The 22,637-nt window shown below is 35.6% G+C and carries 20 protein-coding genes; 19 read left to right on the top strand and 1 reads right to left on the bottom strand.

What is annotated here, in order from left to right; all coding sequences use genetic code 11:
* The first annotated feature begins 9 nt into the window (after positions 1 to 9).
* The 16 genes from R2782_RS01370 to R2782_RS01445 all read left to right on the top strand — a co-directional run bounded on the left by R2782_RS01370 (position 10) and on the right by R2782_RS01445 (position 16,263).
* Complete coding sequence (locus R2782_RS01370; protein ID WP_371266266.1) at positions 10 to 435, top strand: acyl-CoA thioesterase; 426 nt, start codon at positions 10 to 12, stop codon at positions 433 to 435.
* 24 nt (positions 436 to 459) lie between these two features.
* Positions 460 to 1,440: a carbon-nitrogen hydrolase family protein gene (locus R2782_RS01375; protein ID WP_371266267.1), complete on the top strand. Its 981-nt coding sequence runs from the start codon at positions 460 to 462 to the stop codon at positions 1,438 to 1,440.
* A 92-nt stretch (positions 1,441 to 1,532) separates the two neighbouring features.
* Complete coding sequence (locus R2782_RS01380) at positions 1,533 to 2,261, top strand: LytR/AlgR family response regulator transcription factor (protein ID WP_371266268.1); 729 nt, start codon at positions 1,533 to 1,535, stop codon at positions 2,259 to 2,261.
* 14 nt (positions 2,262 to 2,275) lie between these two features.
* Positions 2,276 to 4,165 carry a tetratricopeptide repeat protein gene (locus tag R2782_RS01385; protein WP_371266269.1) on the top strand — a complete coding sequence of 630 codons (1,890 nt, stop codon included), beginning with the start codon at positions 2,276 to 2,278 and terminating at the stop codon, positions 4,163 to 4,165.
* Positions 4,166 to 4,338: 173 nt separating this feature from the next.
* Positions 4,339 to 5,061: a hypothetical protein gene (locus R2782_RS01390; protein WP_371266270.1), complete on the top strand. Its 723-nt coding sequence runs from the start codon at positions 4,339 to 4,341 to the stop codon at positions 5,059 to 5,061.
* 123 nt (positions 5,062 to 5,184) lie between these two features.
* Positions 5,185 to 5,694, top strand: coding sequence for a nuclear transport factor 2 family protein (locus R2782_RS01395; RefSeq protein ID WP_371266271.1), 510 nt, complete (start codon positions 5,185 to 5,187; stop codon positions 5,692 to 5,694).
* Between the two features lie 61 nt (positions 5,695 to 5,755).
* A complete protein-coding gene (locus tag R2782_RS01400) occupies positions 5,756 to 6,685 on the top strand; it encodes an NAD-dependent epimerase/dehydratase family protein (RefSeq protein WP_371266272.1) in 930 nt (309 codons plus the stop codon).
* 56 nt (positions 6,686 to 6,741) lie between these two features.
* Entirely contained in the window at positions 6,742 to 7,182 is a 441-nt protein-coding gene (locus R2782_RS01405; RefSeq protein WP_371266273.1) for a nuclear transport factor 2 family protein, read from the top strand.
* Positions 7,183 to 7,202: 20 nt separating this feature from the next.
* Positions 7,203 to 8,072: an ester cyclase gene (locus R2782_RS01410; RefSeq protein ID WP_371266274.1), complete on the top strand. Its 870-nt coding sequence runs from the start codon at positions 7,203 to 7,205 to the stop codon at positions 8,070 to 8,072.
* Positions 8,073 to 8,187: 115 nt separating this feature from the next.
* Positions 8,188 to 9,447 (top strand): MFS transporter, encoded by a 1,260-nt coding sequence (locus R2782_RS01415; protein ID WP_371266276.1) that lies wholly within the window; start codon positions 8,188 to 8,190, stop codon positions 9,445 to 9,447.
* 17 nt (positions 9,448 to 9,464) lie between these two features.
* The gene (locus tag R2782_RS01420; RefSeq protein WP_371266277.1) at positions 9,465 to 10,517 is read left to right on the top strand and encodes a proline iminopeptidase-family hydrolase; all 1,053 of its coding nucleotides are present in this window, start codon (positions 9,465 to 9,467) and stop codon (positions 10,515 to 10,517) included.
* 45 nt (positions 10,518 to 10,562) lie between these two features.
* Positions 10,563 to 11,828: a DUF418 domain-containing protein gene (locus R2782_RS01425; protein WP_371266278.1), complete on the top strand. Its 1,266-nt coding sequence runs from the start codon at positions 10,563 to 10,565 to the stop codon at positions 11,826 to 11,828.
* Between the two features lie 138 nt (positions 11,829 to 11,966).
* The gene (locus R2782_RS01430) at positions 11,967 to 13,073 is read left to right on the top strand and encodes a cupin domain-containing protein (protein ID WP_371266279.1); all 1,107 of its coding nucleotides are present in this window, start codon (positions 11,967 to 11,969) and stop codon (positions 13,071 to 13,073) included.
* Positions 13,074 to 13,114: 41 nt separating this feature from the next.
* On the top strand, positions 13,115 to 14,026 hold the full coding sequence (locus tag R2782_RS01435; protein WP_371266280.1) for a fumarylacetoacetate hydrolase family protein: 912 nt from the start codon (positions 13,115 to 13,117) through the stop codon (positions 14,024 to 14,026).
* Positions 14,027 to 14,109: 83 nt separating this feature from the next.
* On the top strand, positions 14,110 to 14,859 hold the full coding sequence (locus R2782_RS01440) for an Asp/Glu racemase (RefSeq protein WP_371266281.1): 750 nt from the start codon (positions 14,110 to 14,112) through the stop codon (positions 14,857 to 14,859).
* A gap of 657 nt (positions 14,860 to 15,516) precedes the next feature.
* Positions 15,517 to 16,263, top strand: coding sequence for a hypothetical protein (locus R2782_RS01445; RefSeq protein ID WP_371266282.1), 747 nt, complete (start codon positions 15,517 to 15,519; stop codon positions 16,261 to 16,263).
* Between the two features lie 49 nt (positions 16,264 to 16,312).
* On the opposite strand, the gene R2782_RS01450 is transcribed toward R2782_RS01445, so the two are convergent.
* Complete coding sequence (locus R2782_RS01450; RefSeq protein ID WP_371266283.1) at positions 16,313 to 16,531, bottom strand: hypothetical protein; 219 nt, start codon at positions 16,529 to 16,531, stop codon at positions 16,313 to 16,315.
* A gap of 945 nt (positions 16,532 to 17,476) precedes the next feature.
* Between R2782_RS01450 and R2782_RS01455 the strand changes: the two genes are divergently transcribed.
* The 3 genes from R2782_RS01455 (at position 17,477) to R2782_RS01465 (ending at position 22,594) form a co-directional block, all read left to right on the top strand.
* Positions 17,477 to 17,962 (top strand): hypothetical protein, encoded by a 486-nt coding sequence (locus R2782_RS01455; RefSeq protein ID WP_371266284.1) that lies wholly within the window; start codon positions 17,477 to 17,479, stop codon positions 17,960 to 17,962.
* Between the two features lie 277 nt (positions 17,963 to 18,239).
* On the top strand, positions 18,240 to 18,764 hold the full coding sequence (locus R2782_RS01460; protein WP_371266285.1) for a hypothetical protein: 525 nt from the start codon (positions 18,240 to 18,242) through the stop codon (positions 18,762 to 18,764).
* Positions 18,765 to 18,838: 74 nt separating this feature from the next.
* A complete protein-coding gene (locus R2782_RS01465) occupies positions 18,839 to 22,594 on the top strand; it encodes an Eco57I restriction-modification methylase domain-containing protein (protein ID WP_371266286.1) in 3,756 nt (1,251 codons plus the stop codon).
* Positions 22,595 to 22,637: the final 43 nt, after the last annotated feature.

The raw sequence follows: 22,637 nt of genomic DNA on the forward strand, positions 1-22,637 counted from the left end.
ACAAGAAGTATGATTTTCACCAAACAAGAAAAAATAAAATTCAAACACATTGACTATGCAGGAATCGTTTTCTATCCACGATTTTTGGAAATGCTTAACGATTTAGTAGAAGATTGGTTTGAAGAGGCTCTCGACCGACCGTTTTCAAAAATGCATGAAACGAATGGTATTCCAACTGTAGATTTGAAAATTCAATTCAAAAATCCGGCTCGATTGGGAGAAGTGTTAACCAAAAAATTATGGGTAAAAGACATTGGTTTTGCATCAGTTTTATGCGGATTTCAATTTGTTAACGAAAAAGAAGTAACCGTTTTAGAAGGCGAAGTAACTCTTGTCAACGTAAAAATCGCCGAAGACCGTGAGAAAATTAAAGCCGAAGGTTTTTCGGAGGAAATGAAAGAGAAAATTTCGAAATTCATCAGTCAAACTACTTAATACTTCCATTTTAATACTATCACAATGACCTTTCCAAAATTCAAAGCTGCCGCCGTTCAAACCTCCCCTGTTTTTTTAAACGTAGAGAAAACCATTGAAAAAGCGATTTCTTTCATCAAAGAAGCCAGTTCAAACGGAGCTCAATTAATTGCTTTTCCGGAAGTTTTTGTGGCCGGTTATCCCTATTGGAACTGGATTATGACTCCCGTTCAAGGTAGTAAATGGTATGAACAATTATATAAAAAATCAGTCGCTGTAACGGATGAAGCAATGAAACCGTTATTCAAAGCTGCAAAAGATTTCAATATGCATATTGTCATCGGAATCAACGAACGTGGCGATAGTTATGGCGAAATTTACAATACCAATCTCATCATCGACAACCAAGGAAAGTTAATCGGAAAACACAGAAAGTTAGTCCCCACTTGGGCAGAAAAACTAACATGGACAAGCGGTGATGGTTCATCCTTAAAAGTGTATAAAACAGAAATCGGTCCAATTGGTACCTTAGCCTGTGGCGAAAACACCAATACATTAGCTCGATTTACGTTATTATCGCAAGGCGAATTGATTCACATAGCCAATTACATTTCACTTCCGGTCGCTCCACCTGACTACAATATGGCGGAGGCGATTAAAATTCGTGCTGCTGCTCATTCATTTGAAGGGAAATTATTTACCATTGTTTCGTGTTCCACGATTTCAAAAGAAATTATGGACGTGTTAAAACCAGATGTTCCGAATATTGAAGAGTTATTGACTCGTAAAAGTTCCGCTTTCTCCGGAATTATCGGTCCAAACGGAGCGGTTGTGGGCGAACCTTTAATTGATGAAGAAGGAATTGTGTATGCCGACATCGATTTGGAAAAATGCATTCAACCAAAACAAATGCACGATATTTTGGGACATTATAATCGCTTTGATATCTTTGATTTACGCGTAAATACCGCTCCTACCCGAAAAATTACTTTTATAGATAATCACGAAGATTTTAACAAAAGTTAAATATTTTTATTACTTTTATAATCCTGAATCAATTTACCATACAGAATTTTAAGATTATTATTGAAATTGTTCATATATAAGTTACATTCTTTATGGAAAAAATTAATATTCTTGTTGTAGAAGACGAGATGATCATAGGTGCCAACATTGCACTTCAATTAACGAATCTTGGTTATCAAGTAATGGGAGTCATCCCACGTGCAGAAGAAGTTTTGCCACAAATTCGTCAAAATGTACCTGATATTATTTTGTTAGATATCTATTTAAAAGGAGATTTAGATGGTATTGAGTTGGCACACACTATTCAGAAAGAATATAATATCCCAATTATTTACTTGACTGCAAATGCTGATGAAGTTCATTTTAATAGAGCCAAAGCAACAAATCCTTACGCTTTTATATCCAAACCTTTTAAAAAATTAGATTTACAACACGCCATCGAACTTTCCATTCTTCGCATTGAAGAAGAAAAAAAGAAAGAAATTGAAGAACTAGAAACATTTGTAATGAGTGATTCCATTTTTGTGCGGAGTTATGATAAAATGATAAAAATAAACATAAACGATATTCTTTATATTGAAGCTGAACGGAATTACTGCAAAATACATTGCAAAGAGAAAGAAACCCTCATTGTTAGTACGTTAAAAGATTTAGAAGAAAAATTATCCGTCAAAAACCTGATGCGAATTCATCGTTCTTTCATTATTAACATGCACCACATTGATGAAATCGCCACCAGCCATTTAGTCATAGCAAAAAAAGCCATCCCCGTGAGTCAGGAATTAAAGAAACAACTCTTACTTCACATCCAAAAGGTTTAATACAAAACAATACTATGAAGTTTAAACTACTCATTCTTCTTCTATTTCTATCTCCTATCGTTATTCATAGTCAAGAATCCACGTTGGATGCATTGGAATTGAAATTAGTTTCCGAAAAAAATCAAACTAAAAAACTAGCAATCCTCGCTGATATGGTAGATGTTGTTTTTCAAAACGACATGAAAAAAGCTTTAGAAATTGCAAAAAAAGGCGTGCACCTTGCCGATCAACTCAATGATAAAAACTGGCAACCAAAATTTTATGAAATGGAAGGCAGAATGCACGCAAATTTACTTCAATTAGACTCGGCTACTATTTTCTTTGAGAAAGCAATGAAAGGATATGAAGGGATTAATGATGTTAAAGGACAAGCGTCTACATCATTTAAAATCGCTTGGGTTTTAAAAAAGTATGGTGAATATGAAAAAGCGATGCAGAAAGATATTCATGCTCTCAAACTAATGGAAAGCATTGATGACAAAGCCGGAATCTGCGATGCATTAACCAGAATTTCCCATGATTTAACTAACCAGAACAGAATGGTAGAGGCTTTAGATTATGCAGAAAAAGCAATTGAAATGGCAGAAAAAAATAACTTAACTTCTGAGTTTTATTTTGTTTACAATAACGCAGGTGATGTTGCCATTTCCATGAAAAAAAACGAACTATCATTAGAATATTTCAATAAAGCCGCCTCGATTGCAAGAAAACAGAACTTTGGTCCAATATATTTGGCTGATATAACCAATAGTCAAGGAAATGCCCTTAAAAGATTAGGAAGATATTCCGAAGCAATAAAATATTATAATGATTGTTACCGTTTTGCAAAAGAAGCCAACTACCCTAATGCAATGAATACCGTAACCGCAAATTTAGGCGAGGTAAACTTGCTCTTAGGAAATTATAAAGAAGCCCTTAAATACCAATTAGAAACGATTCAATTGCAAGAGGCAAATAATGATTACAGTAATTTAATTGAAAATTATCACCATGCAAGTACAATTTATAAAAAATTAAATGATTTTGAATCGGCTTTGGCCTACAAACAAAAAGCATATGATTTAAGAGACAGTATTGGTTCAATTGAAAGCGATGCAAAAATGTCGGAACTACTCACTAAATACGAAACGGAGAAAAAAGAGGAAACCATTGCGTTTCAAGAAACTAAAATAGCCCAACAAAAACTAGTACAATATTTAGGAATTGTAGTACTTTGTTTGCTGCTAGGATTATTGATTTTTGCCTTTATCAGCTATCGAAACCGGAGTAAAAGCAACCGTTTATTAGCTCAAAAAAATGCTGAGAACGAATTGTTGATGAAAGAAATTCATCATCGGGTAAAAAATAATCTGGAAATTGTATCCAGTTTACTCGCTTTGCAATCGGCTCAAATAGATGATCCAACTACCAAAGAAGCGATGACAGAAGGACAAAATCGGGTGAATTCGATTAGCATCGTTCACCAAAAACTGTATCAAGGCACAAATTTAGGTTCAATAGAAATGAAAGATTACTTTTTAAATCTTTCCGAAAATATACTCGATAGTTTTGGGGCTGAAAATAAGGTGACCTTGAATTTAGCTATGGAAAAACTTGATTTAGACATTGATACTGCCGTTCCCTTAGGTTTAATCATCAATGAACTGCTGACAAATACCATTAAATATGCATTCCCTGAGGGTGATAAAGGAACCATTACCATTAAATTAGAAAAACAAAACGACCACCATCTTCATTTGGTTGTTACGGATAATGGTGTCGGAAAATCCGGAATTACACACGGAACCGGTTTCGGAACTCAGTTGGTCTCACTCCTCACCCAACAATTAAACGGTACAATGCAAGAAGAATCAGAAAATGGAACAACCCATATCTTTGATTTCAAACTACGAAAAGCCGCTTAATTTTCAAATTGATACATTTCCTCATTAACTAATTAAAAGATTCCGATAAACAAAACCCCTTCTTCGGACATTATTCTGCCTATTTCGTCCTAAAACCATTTCATAATCAAATAATTAAGATTTACTTAGTCTTGAATTTATATTCATTTTTACTAATTTAAATCTAATTAAACATGAAAAAATTATTCTTTTTAGTTCTGCTATTACCATTTTTAGCAGTAGCACAGGTTTCAGAAAGTCAAATTTTAACAATGTCTGAATTAACGATCAAGCAGGGTCACCGTGATCAATTTAAGGCAGGTGTAAAAATGTATAAAGAATGTTATGAAAAAAACAACGGAACTGATTCTTGGAACCTTTGGTCAAGATTACAAGGAGAAGGAACCGTATATGTTTTAACAGGAATGGTTAAAAATTGGGCAGAATTAGACAAAGATGATGAAGCGGGCAAGGCGTGTAGAGATATTGTTATTAATATGATTATGCCGCACATCGAAAAAAATGTCTATCATTTGGCCTCTACTATGCCGGAAATGAGCACTAAAAAAGTAAACCCCGATCGTACCGTTGTTTGGGTAAGTTACTTTAGAGTAAAAAACTCTACTGTTTTTAATGCCACGGTTAAAGAAGTACACAATGTATTAAAAGCAGTTGAAGGAGATGTAAGAGGTTCATGGTACTCGTTTATGGGAGGTGCCGAAGATGCACCTGATTATATGGTATCAACTTCATTTAAAAATTTAGCGGAACTGGATATTGAAAAGGAAGGTGTTTGGAAAGTCATGGAAAATAAACTCGGAGTAAAAAAAGCCGAACAAATGCGAAACGATTTTAGAAGTTCGGTAGAAGCATCATGGGAATATACTTATATCCTAAATAAAGAGCTTAGCAAATAATAATAGAACACTTTTCAATAACACTTAATAAATTCAATTTACATGTTTACTAATTCTTAAACCAATCAAAAAGAATCTATTCAGACATGTAATAGAACAAATTAACTAAAAAATAATACAATCATGAAAAAAATAGCAATTCTAGTTATGGGATTATTTGCTTTGGCATCCTGTCAAGAAAATAAGCGTTACACCCAACAATCTCCTGAAATTGATACCTATAAAAAATCAATGGAGGTTTATAAAAATATGGATTGGGAAAATTTTGCAGCACCTTATGCCGATACAGCAAAAATCTGTAATAACGTCACTAAAGAAAAAGCAATAACAGTAGCACAAGCTTTAGAAAAAAATAAAGAGGATGCAACACTTTTTACTTGGGTGGTGGAAAAAGAAGAGTATGAAATGGTTATTACCGATGAAGGCGAAACCTGGGTGAATTTTTGGGGACTATGGAAAGGAACCATGAAATCAACCAAAAAAATGTATGAAATTCCTTTTCACAATACTGCACGTTTTGTGGATGGAAAAATTGTAGAGGAATACGGCTACTGGGACAATTCTGAAATTGTAACCGATATGCTCAATCAAACTGAAAAGCCTGAACCTGAAATGATGCAAGCAACAGAATAATTATTAATTCAAAACCTGCAAGGAACTCAAAAGCTTTGCAGGTTTCTTTAAAAGAATCGAAATGAGAAAAGTAGGCATCATTGGTGGTTCCGGTTTTATAGGAAGCTATATCACGAAGCAATTTTTAGACAATGGTTTTGAAGTAAAAGTTTCTACGACTAATATTTCTAAAGAAGAAAAATACCGGCATTTAATGAATTTAAAAAATGCCGATCATTTATACATCGAAGAACTTAATGTTGAAGATAAAGCGCAACTGAAAGAATTTGTCAGTGAATGTGATTTTGTCATTCACAGTGGAACACCGTTTCAACTGACAATTACCGATCCGGAAAAAGAACTATTTACTCCTACTATCAAAGGCACAGAAAACTTTTTGGATGTAATAAAAGCAACGCCAAGTGTAAAAAAAGTGGTTTTGCTTGCCTCTGTGGCGGCGTGGAACACCAATTTTCCGATGCCGGCAGATGGTAAAAGTTTTAGCGATACATTTGATGAAAATGACAAACGATTTACCAGCGAAACGAGTCATCCATATTGTCAAGCAAAATTCATCGCTAATCAAGTGGTGGAGCAATTTATAAAAAACAATCCGAAACTTTCTTTCGAAATCAGTTCCGTTTCACCTGTTATGGTGATGGGAAAATCAATGTCGGATAGAGCCGATTCCACTTCAACCGGAATGCAATTTTTAATCAAAAATAAAATTGCTCCCGACGAATTTGTTCAAGCCTTGTTTGATAATGATGTACCCTTTGCCATTGTAGATGTGAACGACGTGGCATTGGCAACATTCAAAGCAGCAACTACAAACAATTTGCACGGAAAAGATTATCTCTTAACAAGTGAAACCTACAAAGTATCTGATGTGCACGAAATGCTGAATGACAGAAAGCCTAAATCATCCGCAACAATAATTTACAAAAATGATTTAGCTAAGAAAGATTTGAACATTTCGTTTAGACCGGTTTTACAAACCTTAACACAATAGAATTAAAGATGAACTGCTTCATTAAAACATATCAACGGTTTCAACAAAAATGGTTAATGGCAGTGATTATAATTGTTTTTCAATCGAAGGTTAATCCTGCTTTTGCTCAAAATGAAATTGAAAAAGAAATTTGGCAATTGGAGCGTCAGTATTGGAATTATCTTGAAAGAAGTGATACAACTGCTTATAAAAAACTTTGGATTTATAATCAAATCAATTATCAGTCGGACGTAATAAATCTTTCTGATGTAAAAAAGTGTTCGTATTGGATGAATGAACTCAATGAAGATAGTAGTTTGGAATTTAGTTGTGCATTGCATAAAAAAGCAATCGAAATAGCAGAAAACACAGTTATAATTCTCTACGATGTTGATAAATTTTGGACAGATAAACAGCATAACATCTACAAAAGCGAAACATTCAGTTTTTCACATACATGGATTAAAAGTGAAAATTCGTGGCTATTAACCGATGGAATTGCAATTAAAAATGAATAATTTAATTAACTATTTATAAAATGAAAAAATCAATTATACTGATAGCTTTAATGCTTACGAATGTGACATTTGCTCAAAAAAATTCGATTGAAAATGATATTAAAATGTACGAACAAGTTTGGGATAACATTGTCAATAAAGGTCAAATTGACTTAATAAATGCTAAAAACTTTGATGAAAAAATTACACTTATATCTAAACCAGAAAACGTTGTTGGAATAGAGGCTTTCAAATCCTATTATCAAAATTACATCACTGGATTTTCTGAAAAACAATTCACAATTGTTGAAATTTTAGGTCAAGGAAATAAGATTGTAAAACATTGGAATTTTAAAGGAAGACATACCGGTACGTTTTTCGGCATTCCACCAACTGGAAAGTCTGTCGATTTATCCGGCGTAACCATTGCCGTAATGAAAAAAGGTAAAATTGCTCAGGAACAGGATTTTATGGATAGTATGATTTTTCAACAACAATTGGGTATTGTATCCAATCCGGAAAATGTAACTACAATTGACAACCTTTACAAAGCGTTTACTAGAGGTGATGTACCTGCTGTTTTGGGTGCGATGGATGCTAATATAGTTTGGTATGAAGCTGAAGGAAATAAATTTGCCGATGGCAACCCCTACAAAGGACCTGAGGCTATTTTAAATGGTGTTTTTGCTAGAGTTTTAGCTGAACATGAGTATTTTAATTTAGATAAAATTCAATTGCATGAAATGGCAAACAATAAAGTATTGGCCACCTTGCGTTACAAAGCAAAACACAAAAATGGCAACGAGTACAATGCTCAAGTTGCTCATTTTTGGACATTAAAAGAGGGAAAAATAATTGCCTTTCAACAATTTGTTGATACAAAAAAATTAGATGATGCAATGACTAAATAAGTAAATAAAATTAATTTTTCTGCTTATGGAATCACTAAAGAACTACATAAAAAAAAGTAAACTGTTTTTAACAGAGAACACAATACTAAGATATCTAAATTTTTCTGCTCTATATGTGGCACAAGGCATCCCGGAAGGCATTACTTTTTTTGCAATTCCGGCTTGGTTAGCCATGAACGGAAAAACACCTATGGAAATTGGTAGTTTTGTTGCAGTAATCGGAATCCCATGGAGTTTTAAAATTATAATTGCTCCAATAATGGATCGCTACACCATTTTAGCAATGGGTCGCAAACGACCATGGGTAATTTTGGGTCAATTGGGTTTGATTTTAAGTTTTCTGAGTTTTATTTTTATTAAAGATCCGCTAAATAATTTATCAGGATTAATGATTGCCGGATTTTTTATCAGTTTTTTTGGAGCCTTTCAAGATGTGGCTACTGATGGAATGGCCATTGATGTTGTACCGGAAAACGAGCAAGCTCGAGCCAATGGCATCATGTGGGGTTCCAAAACTGTGGGTATCGCACTATCATTAATGATTGGTACGACCTTAATTAATACTGTTGGGTTTTCAATGGCCATAGCATCTTTATCTGTTGCCGTTTCACTGATAATGTTAGTACCTCTGTTTTTTAGGGAACGACCCGGAGAAAAAATACTGCCTTGGACAAAAGGAGAAGCTTCTTCAGAAGCAAAGGCAAATCAGTTGGATAATTGGAAACAAATTGTAAAAAATATTTTTAAAGTTATTCCGCTTCGTGGTAGTGTAGTGATGGGAATTGCAGTTTTAATAATCGGTCTTATGTTTGGCTTGATGGATACCATTTTGCCCATTTTTACGATTCAGGAATTAGGATGGACAAATACCACTTATTCAGAAATTTATGCAACAAGCACAATTATTGGTGGTTTTTTAGGGCTTTTTATAGGTGGAGCACTTGTTGATTTTTTTGGCAAAAGAAGAATGGCTTCTATTTACCTTATTTTTTTAATTATTGCAATCATTAGTTTTGCTTTTTTACCACAGTTTTGGAAAAATGATATTTTAATTTACTTATTTATTATTTTCTACAATACGGTTTACACTTTTCTGAATATTGCCATTTTTGCTATTTGTATGAAATTGTGTTGGAAAACAATTGCGGCCACACATTTTACCTTATTCATGGCTCTGTGTAATTTGGGCAGAGCTTGGGGGGCAGGACTTGTGGGACCTATGAAAGAAAATATGAACTGGAGTCAAATTTATATTACCATTGCTATTATTCCTTTTGTCATGCTCCTACTCATTCAATTCATTAATTTTATTAAACACCAAAAAAGTATTGATAGATTTGTACTTGAAGAAAAAAATGTATCTTTAGTCAATTAACACACTACCAAATAATTATGAAAACAAAAGATATCCTCTTTGTTATAATCGTATTGATTTTTACTTCTTGTACGAACAAACAAAATTCCTTAACAGAAAACAATAAAACTTCTTCGTATTTTGACTATTCAACTAGCGATGATCAACTCACAGGAGGCATTAAAATGATTCCAATCACCACGCCAAAAGGAACTTTTAATGTGTGGACAAAACGCGTAGGAAATAATCCAAAAATGCGAGTGCTTTTATTGCATGGTGGTCCGGGTGGAACACACGAAGCCTTTGAAGCCTTTGATGGATACCTCCCAAACGAAGAAATTGAATACATCTATTATGATCAATTGGATTCGTATTATAGCGACAAACCAAATGATTCAACCCTCTGGACAACCGAACGTTTTGTAGAAGAAGTAGAACAAGTGCGGAAAGCCTTGAACCTTACCAAAGATAATTTCTATCTGTTAGGTCATTCCTGGGGTGGAATTTTAGCTATGGAATATGCCTTAAAATACCAAGACAATTTAAAAGGATTAATCATTTCTAATATGATGATGAGTGCCCCTGAATATGGCAAATATGCCACTGAAGTGCTAGGTCCTAAATTGAAACCGGAAATTTTAAAAGAAATCAAAGACTTAGAAGCCAAAAATGACTTTAATAACCCTCGCTACAGCGAGTTATTGATGAATCATTACTACACGGAGCATATTTTACGGATGCCTCTCGAAAAATGGCCGGAACCCATTAACCGAATGTTTCGTCACTTGAATCCTTCAATCTATGTGTACATGCAAGGTCACAGCGAATTTGGAATGACAGGAAATGCAACACTCAAAAATTGGGATGTTACCGGTCAACTTAAAAACATTAAAACCCCCACGTTAGTTATTGCAGGTACACACGACACTATGGACCCAAAACACATGGAATGGGTTTCCAAAGAACTGCAAAATGGCCAATTATTACTTTGCCCTAATGGTAGTCATTGTGCTTTCTATGACGATCCTAAAACCTATTTTACAGGATTAATCAAATTTATAAAAGAGGTCAACGACGGAAGTTTTAAATAAAGCTGAAACAATTTTTGAATAGCATTTAACCAAATTCCATTTTCAATGTCAGTAACAAAACCAACCCAAAATCACGAACGGGAAATCTTTATGGATGCTCTTCGTGGCTTTGCCATCCTAGGAATTTTTATAGCCAATTTGGCTCATATGAGCTTTTATAGCGAAACTACCAAAGTGATAAGTCCTTGGATTGTTGAAAGTTGGGACATTTCTGTTCGGTTTCTTCAGTATTTATTTATCGAAGGAAAGTTCTATTCTATTTTTAGTTTGCTCTTTGGATGGGGAATTGCTCTACAAATAAAACGTGGCATTGAAAGAGGAACAGACGCAATTCCTCTACTGAAAAGACGATTATTCTTTATGCTTCTGTTAGGCGGAATACATTTATTAATCTGGTCAGGTGATATTGTCTTTTTCTATGCTTTGCTTGGTTTTATGATATTGCCCTTGTTGAAATTTTCAAATAAAACACTCCTTGTTGTTGGCTCAATATTGCTGCTCTCCCCCATTCTTTTATACGCTGTAAAAATGCATTTTCCTATACTTAATTTTCCTGCCCTATTTCTTTTTGATACGGGCGATCAAGTAACCGAGTTTTTCTTTGGAGAAATATCTAACGAAAAATTCATAGTTCTAATGCATGAAGGTTCATGGTTAGATCAATTGAAATCAAATGTAGCCGGAGTTTTCTACCGATACGGCTACCTTTTTTATGTAAGCAGAATTTCAAAAGTAGTTGGTATGTTTTTAATTGGCTATGTTATTGGTCGCTCTGATTTTTATAAGAAATTAATGCTTCACAAGAAAAAAGCTGTCAAAATTATCATCGTTGGTATACTGGTTGGTCTTCCATTTAATTATTTACTTGCAAAATATATGTCTTCTTCAATTAGCGGAGAATATTACAACTTACAACCAAGTGGTTTAAAATTAACCCTTTATTACGCTTTAGGAGTTGCTCCATTGGCGTTGGCTTATGTTGGCTTATTAATGTTTAGTTTTCAAACTTCTTTCGGGCATAAACTTCTTCAAATTGTAGCACCGGTCGGCAGAATGGCATTTACCAATTATATTACGCATTCCCTTATTGGTAATTTTGTTTTTCTTGGAGCAGGATTAGATATGATGGGAAAAGTTGGTCCGGTTTATTTAACACTTTTCGGAATTACAATATTTGTTATTCAGATTATTTTTAGTACCATTTGGCTACGCTATTTTCAGTATGGCCCTGCCGAATGGGTTTGGCGGTCATTAACCTATAAAAAGAAACAACCGTTTCGTGTACAACAACTTAGTACGCCTTCTGCTTAGGTATTAATGATTTCTTTTAATCATTACAAAGCAATGAATAAAAGTTTCAACCAAATATCAATTTTAACGTTAAAACCCAGCGTTGAAAAATTCAAAGAATAATTGTAAATTTACGCTTTTATACTTTGACAATTTAACATGGACGCAAAACATTCAGACGACGTTTACGGAAGAGCAAGAGTGCAAGATTCTGAGGAATTGAAAGCTTATTACAAAGAATTAGAAAACCTGGGAGCCGGTGCTTTATGGACAGTTGCCAACGATATTGAACCCTGGGAACCAAGGGCCAATTCTGTTCCGATGTTGTGGAAATATGCCGATTTACGGGAATTAGTACTTAAATCATCCGAACTCGTTACACCGGAACAAGCCGGACGTCGCGTAGTCTATTTGGTTAATGATAAACGAAAAGACGTAGCCGCCGCTGTGGGTTGGTTATACACCGGCATTCAAGTGACTCGTCCGGGTGAATTTACCTCCGCTCATCGCCATCGGGCTTCTGCCCTACGCTTTATTATGGAAGGTGAAAAAGGCTATACCGTTGTAGATGGCAATAAAATAATGTTGGAAGTGAATGATTTTGTGATTACACCCAACTCTACTTGGCACGAACACGGTGTAGAAGAAGGCGGTAAAACCTGTATTTGGCAAGACGGACTCGATATTCCGCTTGTAAATGCTTTAGAAGCCAATGATTATGCCGTCTTGGATGGTAAACAAGAATTGGTGGCTCCGTTAAATTATTCGCCTATAACCTATGGTTGTGCCGGACTCATTCCTGCGGATAAAACGTGGGACAAACCGTATTCTCCATTGTTTAAATATTCTTGGTCAAAAGTATATCCCGCTTTGTTAGAAGCTCAAAAAGTGAATGAACCCAATCCGTTTGATGGTATCTTTATGAAATATTCCAATCCGTTAACGGGTGGACACGTGATGCAAACGATGGGAGCTTCTATGCAATTGCTTCCGGCCGGATTTAAAGGAAAAGCCCATAAACACACCGGTTCGTTTGTGTACCAATGTGCCAAAGGAAAAGGCTATTCTATCATTAACGGGCAACGATTTGATTGGAAGGAACGCGATATATTCTGCATACCATCTTGGGCTTGGCACGAACATCATAACCTTTCGGATACAGAAGATGCGTGTTTGTTTGCGTTTAATGATTTGCCTACGATTGAATCATTGGGGTTATATCAAGAACGTGCATTAACTGAAAACAAGGGTAATCAATCCTATTAAAAACCAATAATTATCTATTACAATACGCAGCACCTTTATACATGAAACTACTCACCTACAAAACAAAAGACACCGAACCTCGCTTAGGTTTTCTACACAACAATCTTATCATCGACATGGAAGACTTTGGCGAAATATCCAATTTTCCTTTACCGATTGATATGTTGGATTTAATCGATTTAGGCTTTGAAATTATTGAAGAAATCACCGAAATGATTAAAGAAACCCGCGAAATCGACTTTGAACAAATTGGGTATTCGTTAGACGAAGTCGAAATCCTTGCTCCTATTCAACGTCCTCGAAAAAACATCATCGGAATTGGTTTAAATTATACCGAACACGTAGCCGAAAGTGCAAGAACGCTCGACACAACCGGAAAACTTCCTCAAAAACCGATTATTTTCTCCAAACCACCTACCACAGTTACCGGAACAAATACCAATATTCTTTTAAATCCCAAACTAACCCAACAATTGGACTGGGAAGTGGAATTGGCTGTGGTGATTGGTGAATACGGTAAATATGTTCCCAAAGAAAGTGCATTAGATTATGTTTTTGGTTATACGGTCATCAACGACATTTCTGCTCGTGATTGCCGCCGTGAAGGGCAATGGATTGTGTCTAAAGGACAAGATACGTTTGCCCCAATGGGTCCTTATTTGGTAACCAAAGATGAAATTCCAAATCCGCATAACTTGAATTTGTCTTTGAAAGTGAACGGTGTGGAAAAACAAAATTCCAATACCCAATTCATGCTGTTTAACATCCATGATTTAATTGAAGATTTAAGTACGGTTTTTACCTTAGAACCCGGTGATATTATTGCTACGGGTACGCCTGCCGGCGTGGGTGCCGGTCGTAGTCCGCAAGAATGGATGTGGGATGGCGATGTGGTGGAAGCTACTGTAGAAGGTATTGGAACCATTGTGAATACGGTGAAAGAAATCCAGTAAACAGTCTCCGCTTTCAGTAATCAGTTATCACCTTTGCGAACTTTGCGTAAACCATTGTGCTCTTCGCGGTTAAAAAAAATACTATGAAAAAATACAAAATAGGCCAAATCGTTCCCTCTTCCAACATCACCATGGAAACCGAAATTCCTGCCATTTTTAGAGCCAGGGAAACCATTTTACCCGAACGATTCACCTTTCATTCCAGTAGAATGCGGATGAAAAAAGTAACCAAAGAAGAGCTCGAAGCCATGGATGCCATGAGTCTCAAATGTGCTCAAGAACTATCTGATGCGCATGTAGATGTCATGGGCTATGCGTGTTTGGTGGCCATTATGAGTATGGGTCGCGGTTATCATTGTGTTTCTGAAGTAAATTTACATCAGGAAACCATTGCCAACGACTTCCCTACGCCAATTGTCACCTCTGCCGGTGCGTTGATTAACGGGTTAAAAGTATTGGGAGCCAAACAAATCTCTATCATCACACCATATATGCGTCCGCTTACCGATAAAGTAGTGGATTACATTGAGCACCAAGGCATCAAAGTAAAGGAGAGTATCGCTTTGGAAATTCCGGATAATTTAGAAGTAGCGGCTCAAAACCCGATGAATTTAATGGAAATCTACAAACAATTGGATTTAACGGATGTAGATGTTTTGGTGGCTTCGGCTTGCGTGCAAATGCCTTCGTTGGAAGCCATTGATTTAATTCAAGCCGAATGTGGTATTCCCGTGACTTCTGCAGCGGTTTGTACGACCTATGAAATGATGAAAAAGTTAGGTATCGAAGCCAAATCAACCATTGGTGGAGAATTGTTGAGTGGGAAGTATTAACAGCCTACTCTTGAGGTGACCCTCCGCGAAGTTTCCCGACTTCGTGGTACCATTAAAAAAACACTGCTCCCGCACGAATCCCTTCGTGTGGCTTAACAACAAAATAAAGTCGGTCTAAATTATGAAAAGTATAGTTCCTACTTATGTTACTTCTTACATTCAAAAACAGCAAAAGTTCTCTAAGTTATAACCACACGAAGGGATTCGTGCGGGAGCGGGGAAAAGTATAGTTCCTACTTATGTTGCTTCTTACATTCAAAAACAACAAAAGTTCTCTAAGTTATAACCACACGAAGGGATTCGTGCGGGAGCGGGGACGATTGGGAGTGTGGAGTATGGAGTTGGGAGGATTGGGACGGTGGGGACAATTGGGACGGTTGAGGATGATTGAAGACGGTGAGTAATGGGATCATGCTTGTTATTTTGGGTGGATTGTGAAGGGATGAAGTGTTTATCGCTTTTGGGTTGGGTTTGATATAGCTTTGATACGGCTTTTATCAGGCTTTTATCAGGCTTTGGTATGCTATACTAGTACTATACCTCTACTATGCTTGTACTATAATAGTAGTATTGCAATTGATTATTTTCATTATATTTACCGGAGAATTGCTAGTAGTGCATGTATTTAACTTAAAGCATTACAAATATATCAAAAATATGGGAAAAGTAAAAAGTTTTATTCAATTTAACGGAACAATTGACGGTATGAACTTTTATGTGGTTAACGGGCAACAATATGTGCGGAAAGCGGGAGGCGGATTTAACGGTAAAAAAATTAAGTCAGACCCAAGCATGATAAAAGTACGTCAAAATGGTGAAGAGTTTGGGAGGGTGTCTAAGCTATCCAGGGCATTTCGGTTGATGGTAGAACCTTTGTTTCCTACCTCCTATTCGGGTGGTTTGCACAATCGTTTGGTTAAATTATTTAGTGGGATAAAAAATTTGGATGTTACGTCTGAAAGAGGAAAAAGATGTGTTTCTGTTGGTATACAACAAGAAGCTTCACACCCTTTGTTGATAGGTTTTTCCATACCTCATGATGGACCTAAAGGAGTCACTTTGCATGAACATGTTTCCATGGATTGGTCTAGTTCTATTTTGACCTTCGGTTCGAATTTTCAGGTAGCCAATTATTTTCCTACTACTGTTAAAGCTATTTCTTTTACTATTGGGGTGATTCGATTGAATGCTGAGGCCTTGACCTTTGAGATGATTTTGGGAGAAAAGGAAATGGTTTTAGAAAAGGAATTATTTCCTACTACTCTATCGGTGCCAGAGCCTGCGGAAAAATCTAGTGGTGATTTGGTATTTGTTGTTTTGCAACAGTATGAAGAATATCAAGGTGTGCTTCAACCTTTACAGTTAAAACAGTCGGTGTATTTTGAAGTAGTTGCTGTTCGATAGTATTCGAATAGCTTTTGTATATGTTAAACCGCATACGGAAGTGTTTTTATTATTCTTCAACACCTAGAAAATGTAATTTTATTTCTTCCATTGAAAAGCCGTTGTGGTCGCAAAATTCCTTTAGCGTAACTACTTTTTTGTTTGGTTTATTACTTTTAGCTGAGATTTCTCTCAAAACTTTACTGGCTGCACGTTGCGAAATCTTCAATATGTCAGCTGCTTCCTCTACCCTTATCCGAATTGGGATTTTATTCTTGACTTTTTCCATTTATCATTATACAATAATAAGTTATTAAAAAGATTCGTGGCCATTCTTCCATTGTTTGATTTCATATTTTCATTGTTTAAGTTAATTCTTGACGCAAGTATATTAATACTAAAAAACTTACTCCAAAAATAAACAAACTCATAATTCGAAAAAAAAGAAGTTATTAACATAAAATTCTGAATTCTGAACATTTTTTTTCTTAAAAAATAAATTATCCTACCTTATAATAGCAATATAAAGGCTTAACAAAAAAACTTATCATTGTTTGGTATGTGAAATTTGTTAATAAGTCTGCTGTTTTTTAAGCAATAATTTTATTACTTCCTATTTTTATGATTTTAGCCATGCTTTATACTATTTATTAATAAATTGTTAATCAATGATTTACATCTTGTTTTTGACACTTTTATGCCTAAATTGTCACTTTTGTACTTTATTTTTTGATTTCATTCATTTTTGTGCTTCTTATTACTTCTTTTTCATGCTTTTTTTTCGTTTTTACTTTATTCACTTCAAATGTTAAAAAATGGAAGTTTTGCACTCTTTATTTCATTTTGGTTCGTGTTTCAGAAACTTTATACTTTGTTGGACAGGTTGCTACCTGAAAGGACTTAAACGGTAATTGGTCCTTTTTTGGCTCTTTAGCTTTGCCTCATTATTAACAATTTAATTTTTTTAATTATGGCAAAGCAAATTAGCCTTTTGAAAGTAAACGGTACCTTGGAGGACCTTACTTTCTATAAGAGTCAAGACGGACTCTTGGTTCGCACCAAAGGTGGTGTGAGCAAACAACGTATTATGAACGACCCGGCGTTTGTACGCACTCGTGAGAACGGTTCGGAATTTGGGCACAGTGCCAGTGCGGGTAGGATGTTACGTAAAGCCGCAGGGCAATTGGTATTTAAAGTGAAAGACAAGCGATTGTCGAGTAGACTTGTGAAGGTAATGAGTACACTGAAGAACATGGACAGCACGAGTGCACGTGGTGAGCGTCAGGTTGCGTTGGGACTTCAAACAGTAGCCGGCAAGGAGCTTTTGAAAGGTTTTGATTTTAACAGTAAAGCTTCGTTATCGAGTGTATTTTTTGGTACACTTGATTTGGATACTGCTACCGGAGCATTAACTGTTAATTCATTTGTGCCTGAAGTTCAATTGCGAATTCCTGAGGGAACCACTCATTTTTCGATGCAGAGTGCGTTTTTGAACTTGGATTTTGAAACGGGTGTTTCGGACATTACTTTTAGTCCTGAGGAGGTGTTTGTTTATGGAGCTACCCCTGTGGCGACTGTTTTAACACCGAGTGCAGTGCCGTCAGGTAGCGGTACACAGCTTTATATGCTGTTGATTGAATTTTATCAAGCGATTAACGGTGTGAACTATTCTTTGAACAATGGAGCGTTTAATGTGCTTCAGATTGTGGAGGTGGTTTAAAGTTGTTTTTTTGATGGGAGAACCCTGCTTCGGCGGGGTTTTTTTGTTTTTTTGGGGGACGGTGGGGACGATTGGGAGTGTGGAGTTGGGAGGATGGTGGGGCTGCTTAATTTTCTTTTTTTTTACTACTTTTTTCTTATCTTAGCTTTTCCATTACACAAATACCACACTTATTTATCGGAATATCTATTAGATGTCTATAATTTTTTGTAGTTCAATAGGTTGTTTATGAAATCTACTGAACCAAAAATGAATTCATTAATAAAAATGAAACTTTATGTATAAACTTAATATACTCTTTATAATGCTGTTAATCAGTATTTATGGTTTTTCTCAAAACTTATCTATATCACAATTATTAGAAGTTAAATCTAAAAATTTAGGTGAAGCAGAGGAGTACTTAACCCTTAAAGGATGGGAATTTATGAGTGCCGAAGAACCAACAATAGCGTATTTAGGAACGGTGACTTTTTCCTACAATAAAGATAATATGTCCGATAGAGCACAATCGTTTTTGCTTTATTATTACAGTGATTATTCTACTACTACACGAGTTTCCATTCAGGTTAGCAAAAAAGAAAAGTACAATGAATATTTAAATACTATTAAAAGTTTTGGTTGTAAAATGATATCATCTAAAGTAAAAAATGGAAATTTAATAAAAGTATATCAAGGAAAAACAACAACATTCATAATTACAGCAACAACATCTGAAAATTTTTTTGGTGAAGCTACAGCCTCTTGGATTTTTATTTTAATTGATAATTTAGATTATGATGTTTTTGAATTAGAAGGCGAATAAATTAACTTGGATTAGAAAAATAAAATCTATCTATATTTAAATTTACCTAATTTTGAAAAACTAATATTTCCTACATGCACATCGAACCTCGCAAAGCTCTCAACAAAGCCTTTTTGAAAATAAAACCCAACCGCTCGGGGATTGAACTGTTTAAAAGCAATTTGATTTTGCTTTTGAATAGTTGCTCTGAAAAGGAATCGGAGGAGTTTCACAAAAACCTCATTGCCGACTTTCTAAAAAATACCTACTACTCCCCCAACCATTTTATCAATACCAAAGGGAGAAATGATTTGGTTATTCACACCGGAAAGGAAGCCTCTAGTCCTGTGGGCGTGATTATTGAAGCGAAAAGTCCGGCGAATAAGGCCGAAATGCTTTCTAAGAAAAACCTCAACAGCAAAGCCTTGCAGGAATTGGTGCTCTACTTTTTGCGGGAACGTATTACGCACAAAAACCTTGAAATCAAACACTTGGTGGCGACCAACTTGAATGAGTGGTTTATTTTTGACGGACAATTGTTCGATAAATTATTTGCTCAAAACAAAGCGTTTGTTAAACAATTTCAGGAATTTGAAGAAGGAAAACTTTCCGGTACCTCTACCGATTTCTTTTATCGGGAGATGGCTAAACCCTTTATCGAGACGCTTTTAGACAAAATTGAATACACCTATTTTGATTTGGCTTCCTACGATAAAATTCTTCGCAACGACGACAAAACCGACGATACCAAACTCATCGTGCTATATAAATTGCTTTCGCCGGAGCATTTGCTTAAACTTTCGTTTGCCAATGACAGCAACTCGTTAGACAAAAACTTTTATAACGAATTGTTGCATTTGATTGGCTTAACCGAAACCAAAGAAGGCGGCAAAAAACTCATCGAACGCCCCAAAGCAGGTCAGCGACTGGCGGGTTCGTTGTTGGAAAATACGATGAATCAATTGGATAGTTTGGATAAAATCAACCGATTGCCCAACGTAAAACAATATGGCGATACCTATGACGAACGCTTGTTTACCGTTGCCCTGGAATTGTGCATCACGTGGGTGAACCGGATTTTGTTTCTCAAACTGTTGGAAGCTCAATTGATTGCCTACCACAAAGGCGACAAACGTTATGCGTTTTTACATGCCGACTTGATTCCGGATTATGACCAGCTCAATGCGTTGTTTTTTATGGTCTTGGCCAAAAAACCGGAAGACCGCAACGACCGTGTGAAAATCCCTTTTGCTAACGTGCCGTATTTAAACAGTTCGCTGTTTGAACCCACCGATTTGGAACACCACACCTTGTTTATTTCCGGGTTGGAAGACCATGTTCCCCTGCCCTATTTGAGCGGCACGGTGATTAAAGATGCCAACGGAAAGAAAAAAACGGGAGAGCAAGGAGCATTGCCCTATTTCTTCTCGTTTTTAGAGGCCTATGATTTTGCGAGTGAAGGCAGCGAAGACATTCAGGAAGACAACAAAACCTTGATTAACGCCTCGGTGTTGGGCTTGATTTTCGAAAAAATAAACGGCTACAAAGACGGTTCGTTTTACACGCCCAGTTTCATTACGATGTATATGTGTAAAGAAACCATTCGCCGGGCGGTGTTGCAAAAGTTCAACGAAGTGAAAGGTTGGGATTGTGCCGATTTTGACCAATTATACAACAAAATTGACGATACCAAAGAAGCCAATACCATCATCAACAGCATTAAAATTTGTGACCCGGCAGTGGGTTCGGGACACTTTTTGGTTTCGGCGTTGAATGAGATGATTGCCATTAAACACGATTTAAAAGTGTTGGTAGACCGCGATGGCAAACGCTTGAAAGAGTACCACATTGACATTGTAAACGACGAATTGATTGTGACCGATGAAGACGGTTTGCCGTTTGTGTATAACCCCAACAACAAAGAAAGCCAACGCATACAGGAAACCTTGTTTCACGAAAAGCAGACGATTATTGAAAACTGTTTGTTTGGCGTGGACATTAACCCGAACTCGGTGAAGATTTGCCGATTGCGGTTGTGGATTGAGTTGTTGAAGAATGCTTATTATGTAGAGAATAGAGAAAAGAATATAGAAAATAGAGAACTCGAAACCTTGCCCAATATTGACATCAACATCAAATGCGGGAATTCATTGATTAGCCGTTTTGGGTTGGAGGCGGATTTGAAGAAAGCCTTGAAGCAAAGCAAGTGGAACATTGAGAGTTATAAGTTGGCGGTTGCCACGTACCGCAATGCGGAGAACAAGGAGCAAAAACGGGAGATGGAGCAATTGATAGCCGACATCAAAGGGAATTTTAGGAGTGAAATTGCGGTGAACGACCCGAAGAAACTGCGGTTAGAAAAGTTAAAAGGCGAGTTATTTAATTATACGCAGCAAGTGGGTTTGTTTGAACGCAGCAAAAAAGAGCAAACGGAGTGGAACAAAAAGGTAAACACGCTGAGTGCCGACGTGAAAAAACTGGAAACCGAACTGGAAGAAATTAAGAGCAACAAGATCTACGAAAATGCGTTTGAGTGGCGGTTTGAGTTTCCGGAGGTGCTGAATGACCAAGGGGATTTTGTGGGGTTTGATGTGGTGATTGGGAATCCGCCGTATGTAGATGCAAAAAAATTAGCAAGTATAAGTTCTTTATTAAGAGAAAAATATCAGGTTTATTTTAGTAGTGCAGATTTAAGCAGTTATTTTTTTGAATTGGGAATCAATGTTCTAAAAAATAAGGGAGTTTTTTCATTTATAAATACAAATAAGTTTTTTAAAACCGAATACGGTAAACCTTTGAGAGCATTTATCTCTAAATATAAAGTAAATTCAATTATTAATTTTGAACAAGTACCAATTTTTGATGAAGCATTGGTTTCAAGTTTAATTATTGTATTTGAAAAAAATACAGCTAAAAAAGATTTTCAATTTGTAGAATTCAATAAGGAACCTTCACCTAGCAATAACTTTGAAGAAATACTTCAATTAAGAAACTCTAATTTATCTGCGAATTCAATTAGTGAAGAAAGTTGGAGTTTCTCTAATCAAGATGAAAACACTTTACTTTCTAAGTTATATTTGAATAGTAAAAAAATTAAAGATATTTCTACTATTGATATTAAAAGAGGAGTTACAACTGGATTTGATCCAGCATTTATAATTTCAGATGAAATTAAATTTGAATTAAATAATGATGAAATCATTAAACCACTTTTAAAAGGTTCTCACATTAAAAAATACAACGTAATTTCTTCAAATATAAATCTTATTTTTACAAAAAGGGGCTATAATATTGACAAAAATGAATTAATAAAAAATCATCTTCTTCAATTTTATGATGACCTAAAACCAAAAATTAACAATGAATTAAAAGGAAGAAAACCTGGAACTTACAAATGGTTTGAAATACAAGATAATATTGCTTATTACAAAAATTTCGAAAAGGTAAAAATTGTTTGGCCATTAACAGCTGCAAATTGGGGTTTTGCATTAGATAAAGAAAAACATTATTTATCAAGTGGTGGTTTTTTGCTTATAAGTGAATCTTTGGATATTAATTATCTGTTGGCGATACTCAATTCAAATTTAATGAAATACATTTTTTCAAAAATTGGAGTAATGACAGCTGGTGGTGCATTTACATTGAAAAAAGCAACTATTGATGAATTTCCAATCAAAGAAATATCAGATTCCGACCAACAACCTTTCATTAAAAAAGTCGATCAAATCTTAGCCATAAAAAAAGACAATCCTATGGCGGACACGCGTTTATTAGAGCGGGAGATTGATTGGATGGTGTATGGGTTGTATGGGTTGAGTGAGGAGGAGATTGGGATTGTGGAAAACAGTTAAGGAAAATGATAGGGTTTGTAGGAAATGTTAAATTAATTTTTTA

The organism is Flavobacterium sp. (assembly GCF_041392085.1).
Classification (GTDB): domain Bacteria; phylum Bacteroidota; class Bacteroidia; order Flavobacteriales; family Flavobacteriaceae; genus Flavobacterium.

Excerpts from the sequence above, each read along its gene's own strand:
- R2782_RS01400 (WP_371266272.1), top strand. The coding sequence starts at position 5,756 with ATGAGAAAAGTAGGCATCATTGGTGGTTCCGGTTTTATAGGAAGCTAT.
- R2782_RS01385 (WP_371266269.1), top strand. The coding sequence starts at position 2,276 with ATGAAGTTTAAACTACTCATTCTTCTTCTATTTCTATCTCCTATCGTT.
- R2782_RS01440 (WP_371266281.1), top strand. The coding sequence starts at position 14,110 with ATGAAAAAATACAAAATAGGCCAAATCGTTCCCTCTTCCAACATCACC.
- R2782_RS01390 (WP_371266270.1), top strand. The coding sequence starts at position 4,339 with ATGAAAAAATTATTCTTTTTAGTTCTGCTATTACCATTTTTAGCAGTA.
- R2782_RS01430 (WP_371266279.1), top strand. The coding sequence starts at position 11,967 with ATGGACGCAAAACATTCAGACGACGTTTACGGAAGAGCAAGAGTGCAA.
- R2782_RS01465 (WP_371266286.1), top strand. The coding sequence starts at position 18,839 with ATGCACATCGAACCTCGCAAAGCTCTCAACAAAGCCTTTTTGAAAATA.
- R2782_RS01405 (WP_371266273.1), top strand. The coding sequence starts at position 6,742 with ATGGCAGTGATTATAATTGTTTTTCAATCGAAGGTTAATCCTGCTTTT.
- R2782_RS01425 (WP_371266278.1), top strand. The coding sequence starts at position 10,563 with ATGTCAGTAACAAAACCAACCCAAAATCACGAACGGGAAATCTTTATG.
- R2782_RS01375 (WP_371266267.1), top strand. The coding sequence starts at position 460 with ATGACCTTTCCAAAATTCAAAGCTGCCGCCGTTCAAACCTCCCCTGTT.
- R2782_RS01435 (WP_371266280.1), top strand. The coding sequence starts at position 13,115 with ATGAAACTACTCACCTACAAAACAAAAGACACCGAACCTCGCTTAGGT.
- R2782_RS01420 (WP_371266277.1), top strand. The coding sequence starts at position 9,465 with ATGAAAACAAAAGATATCCTCTTTGTTATAATCGTATTGATTTTTACT.
- R2782_RS01460 (WP_371266285.1), top strand. The coding sequence starts at position 18,240 with ATGTATAAACTTAATATACTCTTTATAATGCTGTTAATCAGTATTTAT.
- R2782_RS01380 (WP_371266268.1), top strand. The coding sequence starts at position 1,533 with ATGGAAAAAATTAATATTCTTGTTGTAGAAGACGAGATGATCATAGGT.
- R2782_RS01450 (WP_371266283.1), bottom strand. The coding sequence starts at position 16,531 with ATGGAAAAAGTCAAGAATAAAATCCCAATTCGGATAAGGGTAGAGGAA.
- R2782_RS01410 (WP_371266274.1), top strand. The coding sequence starts at position 7,203 with ATGAAAAAATCAATTATACTGATAGCTTTAATGCTTACGAATGTGACA.
- R2782_RS01395 (WP_371266271.1), top strand. The coding sequence starts at position 5,185 with ATGAAAAAAATAGCAATTCTAGTTATGGGATTATTTGCTTTGGCATCC.
- R2782_RS01455 (WP_371266284.1), top strand. The coding sequence starts at position 17,477 with ATGAGTACACTGAAGAACATGGACAGCACGAGTGCACGTGGTGAGCGT.
- R2782_RS01370 (WP_371266266.1), top strand. The coding sequence starts at position 10 with ATGATTTTCACCAAACAAGAAAAAATAAAATTCAAACACATTGACTAT.
- R2782_RS01445 (WP_371266282.1), top strand. The coding sequence starts at position 15,517 with ATGGGAAAAGTAAAAAGTTTTATTCAATTTAACGGAACAATTGACGGT.